Here is a 17,550-nt window from a genome sequence, read left to right on the forward strand (position 1 = left end):
ACACTTGAGCACCTTTGCTATTGACTTGCGCCAGACATAAAAAACCGTCTGCCGGAGCAGACGGTTCGCGTACAACCTGAGGTAACTCAGTAAGCCAGGCCGAAGTGTTCTTCGTCCATGGCCATCAGGTTGTCCGCACCGGACAGCATGGCAGCCACATGCGTGCGGGTGCGCGGCAGGATGCGCTGGAAGTAGAAGCGTGCCGTCTGCAGCTTGGCGGTGTAGAACGCCGCTTCACTGGTACCTGCTGCCAGCTTTTCGGCAGCCAACCGGGCGATGTCGGCCCAGAAGTAAGCCAGGCAGGCGTAGCCGGAGTACATGAGGTAGTCCACCGAGGCCGCGCCAACTTCCTCACGGTCCTTCATGGCGGCCATGCCTACCTTCATGGTCAGCTCACCCCATTCCTTGTTCAACGCGGCCAGGGGCTGAACGAACTCGTTGACGGCTTCGTTGCCTTCCTGCGACTGGCAGAACTTGTGCACGATCTTGGTAAAGCCCTTCAGGGCCTCGCCTTGGGTCATCAGCACCTTGCGGCCCAGCAAGTCCAGGGCCTGGATACCTGTGGTGCCCTCGTACAGCATGGAAATACGGCTGTCACGAACGTTCTGCTCCATGCCCCACTCGGCGATGAAGCCGTGCCCACCGTAGACCTGAACCCCATGGTTGGCAGCCTCGAAGCCTACTTCGGTCATGAAGGCCTTGGCGATTGGGGTCAGGAACGCCAGCAAGGCATCGGCCTTCTTGCGCTCTTCCTCGTCCTGGCTGTACTTGACGATGTCCACCTGCTTGGCGGTGAAGTACACCATCGCACGGGTGCCTTCGGCAAAGGCCTTCATGGTCAAGAGCATACGACGCACATCCGGGTGGACGATGATCGGGTCGGCGGCCTTCTCAGGCGCCTTGGGCCCGGTCAGCGAACGCATTTGCAGGCGCTCGCGGGCATACTTCAAGCCCCCCTGGAAGGCCACTTCGGCATGGGCCAGACCTTGCAGCGCAGTACCCAGGCGTGCCGTGTTCATGAAGGTGAACATGCAGTTCAGGCCTTTGTTGGCCGGGCCAATCAGGTAACCAGTGGCTGCGTCGAAGTTCATCACGCAAGTGGCATTGCCATGGATGCCCATCTTGTGCTCAAGGGAGCCGCAGCTCACACCGTTGCGCTCACCCGCTGCGCCTTCGGCGTTAGGCAGGAACTTCGGCACGATGAACAGGGAAATGCCTTTGGTACCAGCCGGTGCATCGGGCAGGCGTGCCAGCACGATATGCACGATGTTCTCGGCCATGTCGTGCTCACCGGCCGAAATGAAGATCTTGGTACCGCTGACTTTGTAGCTGCCGTCGGCCTGGGGTTCGGCCTTGGTGCGCAGCATGCCCAGGTCGGTGCCGCAATGGGGTTCGGTCAGGCACATGGTGCCGGTCCACTCACCCGAAACCAGCTTGGTCAGGTAGGTGTGCTGCTGCTCGGCAGTACCGTGGGCCGAGATCGTGTTCATCGCGCCGTGGGACAAGCCTGGGTACATGCCCCAGGACCAGTTGGCACCGCCTACCATTTCGCTCAGGGCCAGGCCCAGCGACTCGGGCAGGCCCTGACCACCATGCTCCACATCGTGCGCCAGGCTTGGCCAGCCGCCTTCGACGAACTGCTGGTAGGCTTCCTTGAAACCGGTCGGCGTCTTCACGCCCGACTCGCTCCAGGTGCAACCTTCCTGATCGCCTACGCGGTTGAGCGGCGACAGTACCTGCTCACAGAACTTCGCACCTTCCTCGAGGATCGCGTCCACCATGTCGGGCGTGGCGTCCTGACAGCCTGGCAGGCTTTGATAGTGCGCCTCGTAGCCGAGCAATTCGTCACGCACGAAGCGAATATCACGCAGGGGGGCTTTGTAGTCAGGCATGGCGATGAACCTCTAGGTGAGTTCTGTGGGGGACCGGCACACGCGGCAGGGTCTATCAAACAGTTGTTTGAAACTTACGTTTACCGCTGCCGGATGTCAAGAAGGCCCCAAGATGCCATTTACGCCACGAAAAATGGCGAATCTGCCATCCGCACACATGCCCGCGTCCCCGCAGGGACGAGGACGCTTCGAGCGAAGAAGAGAAAACGAGGCAGTGCAAGCTTCTGAGCGTTGCGTGTCAGGCGAGAACGCGCTATTGACCGTCAGGCATAGGTGTCGATGATACGACCCAGCATTTCGTCGGATGCCTTGACGACTTTGGCGCCAAGCTCGACTTCGGTTCTGCCCAAGGCCATTTGCACGGTGCTGGTGGCCATGTCCATTTGCTGACTTCTGTCGACGGCACGCAGCCGCTCGGCCTGAAAATCACTCGATTGACTGGTGGCGGAACGTTCGGCGGTGGAGTTGGCGATCTGGCTGGCGGCCTGGTCGACGCGATTCTGACCAGTGTGAATGGCGCCTAGGCCGGCGTAGAAGGCGGAGCTACCGGTGATTTCCATGTCAGGACTCCATCGACACTGGATGACGGTGAGGCCCCATTAAAGCAAGCCAGCCACAAAAAAACCCGTTTAAATCGCTAATGGCTCGGTGCCACTTGATAGACCTTGACCATGCCAGCGTCGGGTAACCTTCATACGCTCGACCCTATCCGCAGCGCAGGTACGCGCAGGTTATGCCAGCAGGTCCAGCTGCAAATGCTCGGCCACCTTGTCCGCCGTGGCTTGCTTGAGCTTGGGCACACGGCCCAGACAAGGCGCTGGCAGCCGTTCAGCCAGGCTGGCCAGGTTATCTTCGAGCCGCGACGTTCTTGGCTCGATGATGTTCGCCACCCATCCGGCGAGCTGTAGTCCGTCACGCTCGATGGCTTCGGCACTGAGCAGCGCGTGGCTGATGCAACCCAGCCTTACCCCTACCACCAGGATGACCGGCAGCTTCAATGCAACGGCCAGGTCGGACAGGTTCTCAAGGCCCGAGAGCGGCACCCGCCAGCCACCGGCACCCTCGATCAAGGTGAAATCGGCCTGCTGCTCCAATACCGTGTGCATGTCTGCCAGCAACTTCGCCACCGCCAGCGTCACACCGGCCTCCCGCGCGGCGACATGGGGGGCGATGGCTGGCTCGAAGGCGAATGGGTTGACCTGCTCGTAGGCGAGCTTGATGGTGCTTTCGTCGATGAGCGCCAAGGCGTCGCTGTTGCGCAAGCCCTTGGCTGTCATGTTGCAGCCCGATGCCACCGGCTTGGCGCCCAGGGTGCTCAACCCCTGCAACTTCGCTGCATGCAGAAGACCGGCGGCAATGGTGGTCTTGCCGACATCGGTGTCAGTTCCGGCAATGAAATACGCCTGACTCATGAAGTACTCCTATGCCACAGGTTTGCGCAGCACGCCGTAGACCACTTGATAAGTGGCAGGCAGCCCTTGTGGCTGGCGATAGGCTTCGTATGCCTGGAGCATACCCTGTAGACGGGCGCGTCCGGTGAGCCCGGCGGGACGACCCGGGTTGAGATTGTGTGCCCCCAGTGCTTTGAGCTCATGGGTCAATGTGCGCACGTCCGCATAATGCAATACATGCGGCAACTGTTGCAGGGTCAGCGTCTCGAGCGTGCTGGCTGCACATGAATGTTGGTATTCGTCGAAGCGCCTGAAGCGGTTGACATGCACTTGGCCATCCACGGCCTGCCAACTGCCGCGCAATTCATCCAGCGTACCCACGCACAGGCTGCTGAAGGCCAGGACACCGCCCGGTCGCAAGATACGCAACGCTTCATCCAGCACTTGGGCGAAATGGTTGCACCACTGCACGGCCAGGCTGGAAAAGACGAGATCGACGCAACCCTCGCCCAGCGGCAGGCGCTCGGCATCGCCGACGATGTAGCACTGGGCGCCATCGGCTCGACCGCGAGCATGGCGCAGCATGCCTTCGGCGATGTCCACGGCGATACCGCTTGCAGGCCCGTAACGCTCTGCAAGCGCCCGGCTGAAATGGCCCGTGCCACTGCCCAGGTCCAGCCAGCGAGCCGGTTCGAGGTCAGATGGCAGCATCGTCAACAGGTTCATGCCGACCGCACGCTGCAGGGCTGCCACGCTGTCATAGCTGGCGGCCGCACGCGAAAACGACGCGGCCACCTGGCGTTTGTCGGGCAAGGCGCCAGGCAAACCTGGCTGGGATAGATCAGTCATCGCCACTCTCATGCAGAAAACTTTTGATACCGCTGGCCAGCTCTTGGGGATACTCGAGCACGAACGCATGAGAGCTGTCCTCCACAAGGCCCACTTCCACGTCGGGCAACAGCTCGCTCAACCCCTGCGCAGCTTCGGCTGGCACCAAGGCATCTGCGCCGGCAAAAAGGTGAAGCTGCGGGCCGGCGAATGCCTCCAGGGCTGCGCGGGTATCCAGCTGGGCCAGTACCTGCAGCGCCGTTGCCAGGTACAGCGGGTCAGTGTCTGGAACGCCTACGCCCAGCTGCCGAAGCAACGTGCGCGGTTGCATCGCCCCATCGCTGCACAGGGTGCGAAAGCGCTTGAGCGTGACCGAAGGATGGCTGCGACAACCATCAAGAAACGTTCCGAAAGTGTCTTCGGCCATCCCGTGAGGCCAATCGGCACGGGCCACGAAACTGGGGTTGCTGGCCAGGGTGAGCAAGCCGCAGCAGTGGTCGCCGCGCTTGTCGGCCAGGGCACTGGCCAGCATGCCGCCCAATGACCACCCCCCAAGCCACACATCGTGGGGTACCTTGCGATCCAGGTGGTCGACCCACCCCTGCACATCACAGTGATCCAGCTCCGGCAAGGGCATCAGCGTCACCTGAAGCCCAGGGTCCTGGGCGCGCAGGCTGGCTGCAAGCGGCTCAAGGGAAGCGGTTCCCAGGCCCCAGCCTGGTAGCAGTACGAGTCGGTTACGCATCGGCGCGCTCCAGCTGTGGATAACACTCTGCCAATGCATTCAACAATAGCTGCACCTGGGCTGCCGTGTGGGCGGCGCTCAAGGTAACGCGCAATCGCGCACTACCGACCGCCACCGTAGGTGGCCGGATAGCCGTCACCAACAGGCCGCGCTCGCGCAGTAACTGCGACAGGCGAAGCGCTTGGGCGCTGTCACCGATGACAATCGGCTGGATCGGCGTCTGGCTCTCCATCAGGCGCAAGCCCAGTTGTTCTGCGCCCTTGCGAAATTGTTGTATCAGTGCCGCCAGGTGCTCGCGCCGCCAGGCCTGTGTCCGCACCAGCTCAAGGCTCTTGAGGGTGGCACAGGCCAAAGCGGGCGGCTGGCTGGTGGTGTAGATGTAAGGCCGGGCGAACTGGATCAGCGCCTCGATCAACGTTTCACTGCCTGCCACAAACGCACCCGCCGTACCGCACGCCTTGCCCAGCGTACCGACCAGTACCGGGACATCGTCCACGCCAAGGCCATAGTGCTCGACGACCCCACCGCCGCCCGCACCCAGGGTGCCCAGGCCGTGGGCATCGTCCACCATCAGCCAGGCGTCGCGCGCACGGGCCGCCTGGGCCAGCGTCGGCAAATCGGCTACATCACCGTCCATGCTGAACACGCCATCGGTCACGACCAGCGCATTGCCTGTAGCCTTGGCCAGACGGTCACTCAGGCTGCCAACATCATTGTGCAGGTAACGGCTGAAGCGCGCGCCGCTAAGCAGGCCGCCGTCGAGCAACGAGGCATGGTTCAGGCGGTCCTGCAACACCGTATCGCCCTTGCCCACCAAAGCGGTGATCACCCCCAGGTTGGCCATGTAGCCGGTGGAGAACAGCAGCGCTCGCGGCCGCCCGGTTAGTTCGGCCAATGCTTCCTCAAGTTGGTGGTGTGCCGTGGTGTGGCCTATGACCAGGTGCGAAGCCCCCCCACCTACACCCCAGCGATCGGCACCCGCCTGCCAGGCAGCGACCACGTCGGGGTGATTCGCCAGGCCCAGGTAATCGTTGCTGCAGAAGGCCAGCAGCGGCTGGCCATCGACCACCAGCCTTGGCCCTTGTGGGCCTTCCAGCAAGGGGCGCTGTCGGTAAAGGTCCGCCGCGCGCCGTTCGGCCAGCCGCGCGGCCAGGTCGAAGGCCATGTCAGGCCGACGCTGCGTCGTAGAACAACGCGTCGTTGCGCTGCTCGACCAGCGCCTGCTCGATCGCAGCCTGGTGCACTTCGTCGGCGTGCTCTTCACGGGCTTCAGGCTGGATCCCCAGGCGTGCGAACAGCTGCATGTCCTTGTCGGCCTGGGGGTTGGCCGTTGTCAGCAACTTTTCGCCGTAGAAGATCGAGTTGGCACCGGCCAGGAAGGCCAAGGCCTGCATTTGTTCGTTCATCTGCTCACGGCCTGCCGAAAGGCGCACGTGCGACTTGGGCATGAGGATACGGGCCACCGCCAGCATGCGGATGAAGTCGAACGGATCGACGTCGGCCTCATCGGCCAGCGGCGTACCGGCCACCTTGACCAACATGTTGATCGGCACGGACTCCGGATGCTCGGGCAGGTTGGCCAGTTGGATCAGCAGGCCTGCGCGGTCATCGAGTGTCTCGCCCATGCCGAGGATGCCGCCAGAGCAGATTTTCATGCCGGCATCGCGCACATAGGCCAGGGTCTGCAAGCGCTCGGCGTAGGTGCGAGTGGTGATGATGCTGCCGTAGAACTCGGGGGAGGTATCGAGGTTGTGGTTGTAATAGTCCAGGCCCGCCTGGGCCAGCGCCTGGGTCTGTTCCTGGTCGAGCTTGCCGAGGGTCATGCAGGTTTCCAGGCCCATGGCTTTGACACCTTTGACCATCTCCAGCACATAGGGCATGTCCTTGGCCGAAGGGTGCTTCCACGCAGCGCCCATGCAAAAGCGCGTAGAACCAATCGCCTTGGCGCGCGCGGCCTCCTCGAGCACCTTATGCACCTCCATCAGCTTCTGCTTTTCCAGGCCGGTGTTGTAGTGGCCGGACTGCGGGCAGTACTTGCAGTCTTCGGGGCAGGCACCGGTCTTGATTGACAGCAACGTGGAGACTTGCACCCGGTTGGCATCGAAATGCGCACGGTGTACGGCCTGTGCGTTGAAGATCAGGTCGTTGAACGGCTGTTGGAACAGCGCCTTGACCTCGGCCAGGGACCAGTCGTGACGTGTTGTTGCAGTTGTGCTGGCGCTCATCGGCGTTTCCTTGTTTAGGCTCTAGCAGGCGCCGGGCAAGGAGAACGCCCGCGCTTCACGGATAGCCGAAATAGTCAGGGAAGGCACATGAACTGTCAACTTAAGCTTAAAAGACTGGTTTACAAATGGTCAGTAATTAACCAAACATGTGGTTTATGCAGTGCACCTGCGTTGCAACCTTACGCACTGTGCGAGCCATGTGAACAACAATTGCCCTGGCTGGATGATGACCACTGCATACGCTGCGCCCTGCCTCTGGCCATGGCAGGCATGGAGTGCGGGCAGTGCAACCGCAGGCCGCCAGCATTCGAACGGGTGCTTGCACCCTGGCATTTCACCTTTCCGGTGGACACCCTGATCAGTCGATTCAAGCACAACCGCCAGTGGCCGCTGGGACGCCTGATGGCTGAGATTGCCGGTCATGCATTGAGCCATCACTACGCCGAAGACCTGCCCCGTCCCGACGTGCTGGTTCCCGTACCCATGGCACAGCGCCGGCTGCGCGAACGGGGATTCAACCAGGCCGCGATGCTGGCGCGTTGGTGGTCCAGGCAATTGGCAGTGCCCTGTGTCGAACATCTGCTGGTACGCACCCGCCACACCACGGCCCAACAGCATTTGAGCGCCAAGGCTCGATGGCGCAACCTGCGCCAGGCGTTCGCCGTGTGCGATGGCCTGCACGGCCAACATGTCGCGCTCGTCGACGATGTACTGACCACCGGTGCGACGGCGCAGGCTATTGCACAGGTCCTGCGCAAGGCAGGTGCCGCACGTGTGGACGTCTATTGCCTGGCACGTACACCCAAGCCCGGCCATGCATAGCCTGCAGACCAGTGATGGCGACGCAGTGGTACGCTACGCCCACCCCGTACACTGGCCCATCACCGAACCGGTCGGATGCCCATGCCCCTACCTGTCCCACTGACCCACCACATTACCTGCCGCCCACAGCGCGTGGCCCTCTTGCAGCATATTGCCGAGCAGGGTTCCATTACCCGCGCCGCCAAGGCTGCCGACATGAGCTACAAGGCTGCCTGGGATGCCATCGATGAACTCAACAACCTGGCCAGCAGCCCCCTGGTGGAGCGCAGCACTGGTGGTCGCGGTGGCGGGGGGGCACGCCTGTCTGCCGAAGGCGAACGGGTGCTGCGGCTGTATCAGCGGCTGCAAGCCCTGCAGGCTCAGTTACTCGAAGCCACCGATGATGTGAGCGACCTTGACCTGCTCGGTCGCCTGATGCTGCGCACCAGCGCCCGAAACCAGCTGCAAGGGCAGGTCAGCGACCTGCATCGCGTGGGATGGCATGACCGGGTCGGCCTCGCACTAAGTGGGGGGTTACAGATCCAAGCCTTGATCACCCACGACAGCACCGAGCGCCTGGGGCTAACCCTGGGCACGACGGTGGTGGCCTTGCTCAAGGCAGGCTGGGTGCGCCTGCTGGGCCACAGCGACCAGGCGGATCAACAGCACAATTGCCTGCAGGTGACCGTGGACGCGCTTCTCACGGGCACCGACGGCCCCCACGAAGTGCGCCTTGCGCTTGGCAATGGTCAGATCCTGTGCGCCTTCGCCGAACCGGCCTGGCTGGCAGAGCACCAGGTGACAGTGGGTAGCGCCCTGCGTGTGCAGTTCTCTGCCGCTGATGTGGTGATTGGCATCCCGGCCTGACCTGTCGCGGCCCTGGCAAATGGCCGAGTGCCCTGCGGCGCCTGGCTGGCCAACGCGGTAACATGAGGACCACGCTGCCTACCGCCGGAGTCATCATGTCCCACCCGTTCGCCACACTTACCCCCGACTTGGTGCTCGACGCCGTGGAATCCCTGGGGTTTCTCAGCGATGCGCGGGTATTGGCGCTCAACAGCTATGAAAACCGCGTTTACCAGGTGGGTATCGAGGGCGAGCAGCCCTTGATCGCCAAGTTCTACCGGCCCGGACGCTGGAGCGATGCAGCCATCGTCGAGGAGCACCGCTTCACGGCCGAACTGGCCGCCTGCGAAGTGCCGGTGGTAGCGCCCCTGCAGCATCAAGGCAACACGCTGTTCGAACACGGTGGCTTTCGCTTTACGCTGTTTCCGCGACGTGGTGGCCATGCCCCGGAACCCGGCAACCTCGACCAGCTGTACCGCCTTGGCCAGTTGATCGGTCGTCTGCATGCCGTGGCTGCCAGCAGACCGTTCGAACACCGGGAGGCGCTGGCTGTGGATAACTTCGGGCATGACTCGCTGGATACACTGCTCAAGGGCGATTTCGTTCCCCGAGAATTGCTGCCCGCATTCGAATCGGTTGCGCGCGATGTGCTGGCACGCGTGGAAGCCGCCTATGCCCGCACCCCGCACCAGACCATCCGCCTGCACGGTGACCTGCACCCGGGCAACCTGATGCACCGCGACGAGATCTACCATGTAGTTGACCTGGACGACTGCCGCATGGGCCCTGCGGTGCAGGACCTGTGGATGCTGCTGGCGGGCAATCGGGATGAGCGTCAGGGCCAGCTGGCCGAATTGGTTGAGGGCTACAACGAATTTCACGACTTCGACCCGCGCGAGCTGGCGTTGATCGAGCCGCTGCGTGCCCTGCGTCAACTGCACTACAGTGCCTGGCTGGCGCGTCGCTGGGATGACCCGGCATTCCCACCCAGCTTCCCCTGGTTTGGTCAGCCGCGGTACTGGGGCGATCAGATTCTGGCGCTGCGTGAGCAAATGGCCGCCCTCGATGAGGCCCCACTCAAGTTGTTCTAGATCGACCGTCGGCTCTGTCTACAATAACTGCCGTTAATCAGCATCTTAAGCAAGGACTCTGCATGCACGCTGCAAACCCGCGTCGCGGGTATCTCCTGGGCCTGAGCGCCTACATCATCTGGGGCCTGTTCCCCCTGTACTTCAAAGCCATCCAGAGCGTGCCCGCCGTGGAGATCATCGTCCACCGTGTGCTGTGGTCAGCACTGTTCGGCTCGGTACTGCTCGCCTTCTGGAAGCACCCCGGCTGGTGGCGTGACCTGCGCGACAACCCGCGGCGCCTGGCCATCCTGGCGTTGAGCGGCACATTGATCGCAGCTAATTGGCTGACGTATGTCTGGTCGGTGAACAATGGACGCATGCTCGAGGCCAGCCTTGGCTACTACATCAACCCGCTGATCAACGTCCTGCTCGGCATGCTCATCCTCGGCGAGCGACTGCGCCGCCTGCAGTGGCTGGCGGTCGGCCTGGCCGCGCTCGGCGTGATGCAACAGGTCTGGCAAGTGGGCAGCTTGCCCTGGGTATCCTTGGCACTGGCGCTGACCTTCGGGTTTTACGGGCTGATTCGCAAACAAGCCCCCGTGGCGGCCCTGCCTGGGCTGGTGGTCGAGACCTGGATGCTGGTACCGCTGGCGCTTGGCTGGCTGCTGCTGCACCCTGCCGCCATGAGCGCGCAAGGCACGTTCTACACCACAAGCGAGGCCTTGTGGCTCATGGCTGCAGGCCCTGTGACGCTGGTGCCGCTGGTGTGTTTCAACGCTGCCGCACGGCACCTGCCTTACACCACGCTGGGCTTTCTGCAGTACCTGGCACCAACGCTGGTCTTGCTCCAGGCCATATGGCTGTTCGACGAGCATCTGTCCCCAAGCACGCTCACGGCATTCATGTTCATCTGGGCGGGGCTGGCGCTGTACAGCGTCGATGCGTGGTGGAGTTTGCGTAAAAGCCGCTGATCAAAAAACGATCATGTCTCTGTATACCTTGATTTCCAAGGGCTGCAGAGACATCTCCAGAGCTTATCCACACCCTCTTCCCCGTCGTTTGTGAACAACCCCCTCTGCATTGATCAATTTTCGATCAAATCTTCGCAGCCCTTGCAAGCCGGGCGCTCGGGCGCGATAGCCCCAGCTTATCCACAAGGCCGTCCCCTTTAAATAGGGATAACCCCTGCAAGCTTAACTGCAAGCGCGATCGGCATTCACTCATCCGCGCGTAGTCGCAACTCCACCATCAAGTCATCGGCCAGGGCCTCCAGACGTTGCTGCAGTTGCTCAAGAGGGAGGGACGCGGGCAATGCCAGAAGGGCCTCGGCATGGAACAGCGGTTCGTTGCTCATCGGTGCCGGACGTACCTGCGTGGCGATCCGTTCGACGTTCACGTTCAGCTCGGCCAGCACACGGGTGATATCGCGCACGATCCCTGGCCGGTCGTTACCAACCAGGTCCATGCCAAAGGGTTTGGATGCATGGGTAGGCTCGCCGCCACTTTCTGCCAATTGCACGCGAATGCCATGTGCGGACAATGCCCCGAGCGCGTCTACCAACGCGTCATACCGATCCGCCGGCACTGCTACCCGCAGGATGCCGGCAAATTGCCCAGCCATGCGCGACATGCTGCTTTCCAGCCAATTGCCCTCGAAATCAGCGATGCACTGGGCGATCCGCTCGACTTGGCCAGCCTTGTCCGGGGCGATCACGGTAAGCACAAGATGTTCCACGGGATGTTCCTCGAGTGGGTTCAGGCCCTGCAGGGGCCAGGGTGTCGCCACAGTATAGGCATGGCGCGTCAACCTGCCGCAGGGCAATCTGACTTATAAATCGTGTACTGTTTTTAGATTTATCTGGAACAATCACTCCTTTTTTTGCGAACATGGCGCTTCCTTGCATGATCCTGTGCGACCAACAGGTCGCCTGACGCCGCTTTTAGTCTGATAGTGCCCAGCCGGCTGCTTCATGTAGTATCCGTGGGCGCGGACTACACAACGTCGTTTGAAGGTCTGTCGAGGCGCCTGTGAAGAATGCACGCTGCTTGCCGTCAGGCAGGCAAACCGCACCCAGCCGCGTCCGGGCTCCTACCGGAGGCATGCACTGGTGCCGTGCGAGGAGAAGCGCTACAGGCTCAATACAAAAGAGCGAAATAGCTGAGCAGAGTGAGGCAAGCAATGACTGGATACGTTCAAGTCGGTGGCCTTCAGGTCGCCAAGGTCCTGTACGACTTCGTGAACAACGAAGCCATCCCCGGAACCGGCATCGTCGCCGAGCAGTTCTGGGCAGGTGCTGAAAAGATCATCAACGACCTCGCTCCAAAGAACAAAGCCCTCCTCGCCAAGCGCGACGAGCTGCAAGCCCAGATCGACGCCTGGCATCAGGCCCGCAAAGGCCAGGCCCACGACGCCCCGGCTTACAAGGCTTTCCTTCAGGAAATCGGTTACCTGCTGCCACAAGCCGACGATTTCCAGGCCACCACGCAAAATGTGGACGAAGAAATCGCCCACATGGCCGGTCCGCAGTTGGTGGTACCGGTCATGAACGCACGCTTTGCCCTGAACGCCGCCAATGCCCGCTGGGGCTCGCTGTACGACGCGCTCTACGGCACCGACGCGATCAGCGACGAAGGCGGTGCCGAAAAGGGGCAAGGCTACAACAAGGTACGTGGCGACAAAGTGATCGCTTTCGCCCGTGCCTTCCTCGATGAAGCGGCACCGCTGGCGGCAGGTTCGCACGTCGATTCCACGGCTTATCGCATCGAGGCCGGCCAATTGGTCGTCACCCTCAAAGGCGGTAGCAACACCGGCCTGCGCGACGATGCCCAACTGGTTGGATTCCACGGCGACAGCAACGCCCCGACCGCTGTGTTGCTCAAGCACAACGGCCTGCACTTCGAAATCCAGATCGATGCCAGTACCCCGGTGGGCAGCACCGATGCCGCAGGCGTCAAGGACATCCTGATGGAATCGGCACTGACCACCATCATGGACTGCGAAGACTCCGTGGCGGCCGTCGACGCCGACGACAAGGTAATCGTGTATCGCAATTGGCTGGGGCTGATGAAAGGTGACCTGGCCGAAAGCGTCAGCAAAGGCGGCAAGACGTTCACCCGCACCATGAACCCTGATCGCGAGTACACAGCGCCCAACGGGGGCAGCGTCACCCTGCATGGTCGCTCGCTGCTGTTCGTGCGCAACGTGGGTCACCTGATGACCAACCCGGCCATCCTCGACGCCCAAGGCAACGAAGTCCCGGAAGGTATCCAGGACGGTCTGTTCACCAACCTCATGGCGCTGCACAACCTCAACGGCACCACTAGCCGTCGCAACACCCGTACCGGCAGTGTGTACATCGTCAAGCCGAAGATGCATGGCCCGGAAGAAGTGGCGTTCGCCGCCGAGATATTCAGCCGGGTCGAAGACCTGCTGGGCATGAAGCGCAATACCGTCAAAGTCGGCATCATGGACGAGGAGCGCCGCACAACGGTCAACCTCAAATCCTGCATCAAGGCCGCTGCCGAGCGCGTGGTGTTCATCAATACGGGCTTCCTCGACCGCACTGGCGACGAAATCCATACCTCCATGGAGGCAGGCCCGGTGGTGCGCAAAGGCGCCATGAAAAACGAGAAGTGGATCGGCGCCTATGAAAACAACAACGTCGATGTAGGCCTTGCCACCGGCCTGCAAGGGCGTGCGCAGATCGGCAAGGGCATGTGGGCCATGCCCGACCTGATGGCCGCCATGCTGGAGCAGAAGATCGCTCACCCGCTGGCCGGTGCCAATACCGCGTGGGTGCCTTCCCCAACGGCCGCCACCCTGCACGCCCTGCATTACCACAAGGTGGACGTGCAGGCGCGCCAGCGCGAGCTGGCTTCGCGCACACCGGCTTCGGTCGATGACATCCTGGCCATTCCGCTGGCGACCAACCCCAACTGGTCGGACGAGGAAATCCGCAACGAGCTGGACAACAATGCCCAGGGCATCCTGGGCTATGTGGTTCGCTGGATCGACCAGGGCGTGGGTTGCTCCAAGGTGCCCGACATCAACAACGTGGGGCTGATGGAGGACCGTGCCACCTTGCGCATTTCTGCCCAGTTGCTGGCCAACTGGCTGCGCCATGGCGTAGTTAGCCAGGAGCAGGTGCTCGAAAGCCTCAAGCGCATGGCGGCGGTGGTCGACAAGCAGAACGCCAGCGACCCGCTGTATCGCCCGATGGCGGGCAACTTCGACGACAACGTTGCCTTCCAGGCGGCAGTCGAGCTGGTACTCGAAGGCGCCAAGCAACCCAACGGCTATACCGAGCCTGTGCTGCATCGCCGTCGCCGTGAGTTCAAGGCACGCAACGGACTTTGAACGACCGGTGGGTAAAGTGAGCTGCTTGCAGCGTTGATCGGCGGGGCCTTAGGGCCCCGCTTGCGCGTCAGGCCATCTTCAGTTCGCGCTTCACCAGTTCGAGCAGCTTCGTGAGGTCCACGGGCTTCAACAGAAAGTCCACAACCCCCAGGTGCATGACATCAACGGCCTCTTTCACATCGGTATCGCCTGATACCACGATGATCGAAAGCGCGGCCCGGTCCGCCTCCGGCATCTCGCGCACCTTGTGGATAAGGGACAGCCCATCCTCGGGCTGCATCCGCAGATCGGTGATCATCAGCGCGATTCGAGGTTCGTAATGAAGCTTGAACAGCGCCTCCTGGGCGCCATCGGCCGTCATGCCGTCGATACCCTTGCTTTTGAGGTACAACATCAAGGCTTCGCTGTTGACCGGATTGTCGTCGACCACGAGCACCACCGGCCGGGCAGGCGGTGGCGCGCTCACAGCAGCCAGTGCCGCGCGCTCTGCGTCGCTCAAAATGTCGGTGTGCTCAGACATGGTCGTCTCGTATCCATTCGCTCTACAGGTAGGACCGCGGATTTTCCGACACCCGATTTACCTTTCGTCGGATTATTGACGTGGTCGCGCCCTAGACTTACGTCCAATGGGCACCACGCCCCTGCAGGCCGACCATGAACGCCGAAAACAACAAAGCCGGCCCTATAGATAGATATATATAGTTCGGCGTAGCGATACGGTCAGGTCGATGAGCAAAAAAGACGCCTACCAGCAAGCGGGTAGAACTGCGGTGCTGCAGAACATTCAGGGCACCCTGCAATTCCTCCAACGCTTTGCACCCTTCAATCAGATGGAGCAGAGCCATCTGGCCTATCTGGTCGAGCAGTGCCAGCTGCGCTTCTACGCCAGCGGCGAAAGCATCATCAAGCCAAGCGACGGGCCGGTTGAGCATTTCTACATCGTCAAGCAGGGCCGCGTCGTCGGTGAACGGCAGCACCTGGTCAAACCGGGGGTTGAGACCACGTTCGAGATTACCCATGGCGAGTGTTTTCCATTGGCGGCCCTGCTCGGCGAGCGAGCCACGCGTACGGAGCACCTGGCCGGTGACGACACCTTCTGCCTGCAACTGAACAAAGCGGCATTCATCCGCGTCTTTTCCCTCTCCGAGGTGTTCCGCGATTTCGCCTTGCGAGGGGTCAGCAGCCTGCTGGACCAAGTCAACCAACAAGTCCGTCAGCAGGCGGTGCAGACCCTGGGCACCCAGTATTCCCTCAATACACCGCTGGGCGAACTGGCCATGCGTCATCCCGTGGTCTGCGCCCCTGAGACTCCGCTGCGCGAAGCCGTAAGGCTGATGCATGAGCAGCAGGTTGGCTCGATCGTGATCGTCGATGGGCAGCGCCAGCCCACGGGCATTTTCACCTTGCGCGACCTGCGCCAGGTGGTGGCCGCAGCCGATGCCGACCTGGGTGCACCCGTGGCGCGGCACATGACCGCCGCACCGTTCTACCTGAGCCCCCAGGCAAGTGCCTTCGATGCCGCCATGGCAATGACCGAGCGGCACATCGCGCACGTCTGCCTGGTGGAGAACCGGCGATTATGTGGGGTGGTGTCCGAGCGCGATCTGTTTTCCCTGCAGCGGGTAGACCTTGTTCACTTGGCACGCACCATTCGTCATGCACCGCGCCTGGACACCCTCGTTTCCCTGCGAGGCGAAATCAGCCAGTTGGTCGAGCGCATGCTCGCACACGGTGCTTCCTCTACACAGATCACCCAAATCATCACCTTGCTCAACGACCACACGGTGTGCCGAGTCATCGAACTGGCGCTGGCAGAGCGTGGCGATCCGGGGGTGCCATTCAGTTGGCTCTGTTTTGGCAGTGAGGGGCGGCGCGAGCAGACCCTGCACACCGACCAGGACAACGGCATTCTTTTCGACGCGGCCGATGACAGCGAAGCCCAGGCCATTCGGGCGCGGTTGCTACCGTTGGCGCAGTACATCAACCAATGCCTGGCGCAGTGCGGTTTTACGCTGTGCAAGGGCAATGTCATGGCCGGCAACCCTGCGCTGTGCCTGTCGCACAGCGAGTGGTCACGGCGCTTTGCCGGCTTCGTGCGTGACGCGAGTCCGGAAAACCTCCTGGGCTCGAGCATTTATTTCGACCTGCGGGTGGTCTGGGGCGATGAGCACACCTGCGAGGCGTTGCGCAGCACATTGCTGAAGCAGATAGCCGACAACCGTATCTTCCAACGCATGCTGGCTGACAACGCCCTGCGCCAACGCCCGCCTGTGGGCCGTCTGCGCGACTTCGTGCTGACCCGCCAAGGCACTGACAAGGCTGGCACGCTGGACCTCAAGGTTCAGGGCCTGACGCCCTTCGTCGATGGTGCACGTGTGCTGGCGCTGGCTCACGGGATCGGCGCCTGCAATACCCTGGAGCGCATTCGCCAACTGGTGGGCAAGGGCGTGATCGACCCACTGGACGGCGCCGCATACGAAGAGGCGTACCATTTCATCCAACAGACCCGCATGCAGCAACATCAACGCCAGGCACGCGAGCACCTGGCCTACTCCAACCGCCTGGACCCAGATAGCCTCAACCACCTGGACCGGCGCATCTTGCGCGAGTCCCTGCGCCAAGCTCAGCGGTTGCAGAGCAGCCTGGCCATGCGGTACCAGCTGTGAGCTTGTTCGCATGGCTGCGTCCCCATGCTCCGCAGCTTGCGCTTTCGCAGCGTGAACGCCTGGCGGCCTTGCCTGCACCCACTGCGCTTGGCACCTGCACCCTGCGCGAGCAGCGCTGGGTGGTGCTTGACCTGGAAACTAGCGGCCTGAACACCAACCGCGATCAAGTGCTGTCCATAGGCGCAGTGGCTATCGAGGACGGGGCGCTGGACTTCTCGCAGCAGTTCGAACAAACCCTGTACCGACCTGAGCAGAAAACCAACCCCAGCGTCCTGATACACGGCCTGGGCCCAAGCGCTCTGGCAGCGGGGTGCGACCCAGGGCACGCACTGCTTGACCTGCTCGAGTTCATTGGCACCAGCCCGGTACTGGCATTCCACGCGCCATTCGACGAACGCATGCTTGCACGGGCCCTCAAACAGAGCCTGGGTTATCGTCTGCAAATACCCTTCCTAGATGTGGCCGAGATGGCACCCATGCTCAATCCCGACACGGTGTTGCGAGAGGCCGGGCTCGATGACTGGGTGGCGCGTTTCGGGCTGCAGGTACAGGCGCGTCATCACGCCAGCGCCGACGCACAGGTGACCGCCGAGCTGGCGTTGATTCTGCTGAGCCAGGCGCGCCGCCAGCACATCCAGAGCCCGGCGCAACTTGAGCAATGCCTACACAACTGGCGACGCCGGATGGCCCAGCGCCACGGCCTATAGGCAACGGGGGCGTGGTCTGGCA

Annotated in this window: 16 protein-coding genes; 7 read left to right on the plus strand and 9 right to left on the minus strand. The window is 62.1% G+C overall.

The window, feature by feature from the left end; translation table 11 throughout:
* Positions 1–86: 86 nt before the first annotated feature.
* The 7 genes from ACF8E5_RS07030 to bioB all read right to left on the minus strand — a co-directional run bounded on the left by ACF8E5_RS07030 (position 87) and on the right by bioB (position 7,081).
* Positions 87–1,892, minus strand: coding sequence for a phenylacyl-CoA dehydrogenase (locus ACF8E5_RS07030; RefSeq protein ID WP_058639094.1), 1,806 nt, complete (start codon positions 1,890–1,892; stop codon positions 87–89).
* 263 nt (positions 1,893–2,155) lie between these two features.
* Positions 2,156–2,452: a pyrroloquinoline quinone biosynthesis protein PqqE gene (locus ACF8E5_RS07035; RefSeq protein WP_145253952.1), complete on the minus strand. Its 297-nt coding sequence runs from the start codon at positions 2,450–2,452 to the stop codon at positions 2,156–2,158.
* A 171-nt stretch (positions 2,453–2,623) separates the two neighbouring features.
* Positions 2,624–3,304 carry a dethiobiotin synthase gene (bioD, locus tag ACF8E5_RS07040; protein ID WP_058639092.1) on the minus strand — a complete coding sequence of 227 codons (681 nt, stop codon included), beginning with the start codon at positions 3,302–3,304 and terminating at the stop codon, positions 2,624–2,626.
* A gap of 9 nt (positions 3,305–3,313) precedes the next feature.
* On the minus strand, positions 3,314–4,132 hold the full coding sequence (bioC, locus tag ACF8E5_RS07045) for a malonyl-ACP O-methyltransferase BioC (protein WP_392475065.1): 819 nt from the start codon (positions 4,130–4,132) through the stop codon (positions 3,314–3,316).
* Entirely contained in the window at positions 4,125–4,856 is a 732-nt protein-coding gene (locus ACF8E5_RS07050) for an alpha/beta fold hydrolase (RefSeq protein ID WP_196134814.1), read from the minus strand. Before ACF8E5_RS07050 ends, bioC begins: the two co-directional genes overlap by 8 nt.
* Complete coding sequence (bioF, locus tag ACF8E5_RS07055) at positions 4,849–6,021, minus strand: 8-amino-7-oxononanoate synthase (RefSeq protein WP_392475066.1); 1,173 nt, start codon at positions 6,019–6,021, stop codon at positions 4,849–4,851. Before bioF ends, ACF8E5_RS07050 begins: the two co-directional genes overlap by 8 nt.
* A 1-nt stretch (position 6,022) precedes the next feature.
* Positions 6,023–7,081, minus strand: a complete 1,059-nt coding sequence (gene bioB, locus ACF8E5_RS07060) for a biotin synthase BioB (RefSeq protein ID WP_392475068.1) — start codon at positions 7,079–7,081, stop codon at positions 6,023–6,025.
* Positions 7,082–7,168: 87 nt separating this feature from the next.
* On the opposite strand from bioB, the gene ACF8E5_RS07065 reads away from it, so the two are divergent.
* From ACF8E5_RS07065 to rarD, 4 genes are all read left to right on the plus strand, one after another.
* Positions 7,169–7,903, plus strand: a complete 735-nt coding sequence (locus ACF8E5_RS07065) for a ComF family protein (RefSeq protein WP_196186069.1) — start codon at positions 7,169–7,171, stop codon at positions 7,901–7,903.
* A gap of 81 nt (positions 7,904–7,984) precedes the next feature.
* A complete protein-coding gene (locus tag ACF8E5_RS07070; RefSeq protein WP_392475069.1) occupies positions 7,985–8,749 on the plus strand; it encodes a TOBE domain-containing protein in 765 nt (254 codons plus the stop codon).
* 95 nt (positions 8,750–8,844) lie between these two features.
* Complete coding sequence (locus tag ACF8E5_RS07075) at positions 8,845–9,819, plus strand: serine/threonine protein kinase (protein WP_078479242.1); 975 nt, start codon at positions 8,845–8,847, stop codon at positions 9,817–9,819.
* Between the two features lie 62 nt (positions 9,820–9,881).
* Positions 9,882–10,769: an EamA family transporter RarD gene (gene rarD / locus ACF8E5_RS07080; protein WP_078479243.1), complete on the plus strand. Its 888-nt coding sequence runs from the start codon at positions 9,882–9,884 to the stop codon at positions 10,767–10,769.
* Between the two features lie 245 nt (positions 10,770–11,014).
* Here rarD and ACF8E5_RS07085 read toward each other — a convergent pair whose 3' ends face one another.
* On the minus strand, positions 11,015–11,533 hold the full coding sequence (locus ACF8E5_RS07085; protein ID WP_392475070.1) for a glycine cleavage system protein R: 519 nt from the start codon (positions 11,531–11,533) through the stop codon (positions 11,015–11,017).
* 444 nt (positions 11,534–11,977) lie between these two features.
* Here ACF8E5_RS07085 and ACF8E5_RS07090 point away from each other — a divergent pair, with 444 nt between their 5' ends.
* Positions 11,978–14,155 carry a malate synthase G gene (locus ACF8E5_RS07090; protein ID WP_392475071.1) on the plus strand — a complete coding sequence of 726 codons (2,178 nt, stop codon included), beginning with the start codon at positions 11,978–11,980 and terminating at the stop codon, positions 14,153–14,155.
* 67 nt (positions 14,156–14,222) lie between these two features.
* Here the strand turns inward: ACF8E5_RS07090 and ACF8E5_RS07095 are convergent, their stop codons facing one another.
* Complete coding sequence (locus ACF8E5_RS07095; RefSeq protein WP_058603000.1) at positions 14,223–14,675, minus strand: response regulator; 453 nt, start codon at positions 14,673–14,675, stop codon at positions 14,223–14,225.
* Positions 14,676–14,883: 208 nt separating this feature from the next.
* Between ACF8E5_RS07095 and ACF8E5_RS07100 the strand changes: the two genes are divergently transcribed.
* Both ACF8E5_RS07100 and ACF8E5_RS07105 read left to right on the plus strand, forming a co-directional pair.
* Positions 14,884–16,821 carry a putative nucleotidyltransferase substrate binding domain-containing protein gene (locus tag ACF8E5_RS07100; RefSeq protein WP_392475072.1) on the plus strand — a complete coding sequence of 646 codons (1,938 nt, stop codon included), beginning with the start codon at positions 14,884–14,886 and terminating at the stop codon, positions 16,819–16,821.
* On the plus strand, positions 16,818–17,528 hold the full coding sequence (locus tag ACF8E5_RS07105; RefSeq protein ID WP_078479247.1) for a PolC-type DNA polymerase III: 711 nt from the start codon (positions 16,818–16,820) through the stop codon (positions 17,526–17,528). The genes ACF8E5_RS07100 and ACF8E5_RS07105 overlap by 4 nt, the downstream gene beginning before the upstream one ends.
* Positions 17,529–17,550: the final 22 nt, after the last annotated feature.

The organism is Pseudomonas sp. WSY_20, assembly GCF_043104335.1.
GTDB classification, from domain to species: domain Bacteria; phylum Pseudomonadota; class Gammaproteobacteria; order Pseudomonadales; family Pseudomonadaceae; genus Aquipseudomonas; species Aquipseudomonas parafulva_B.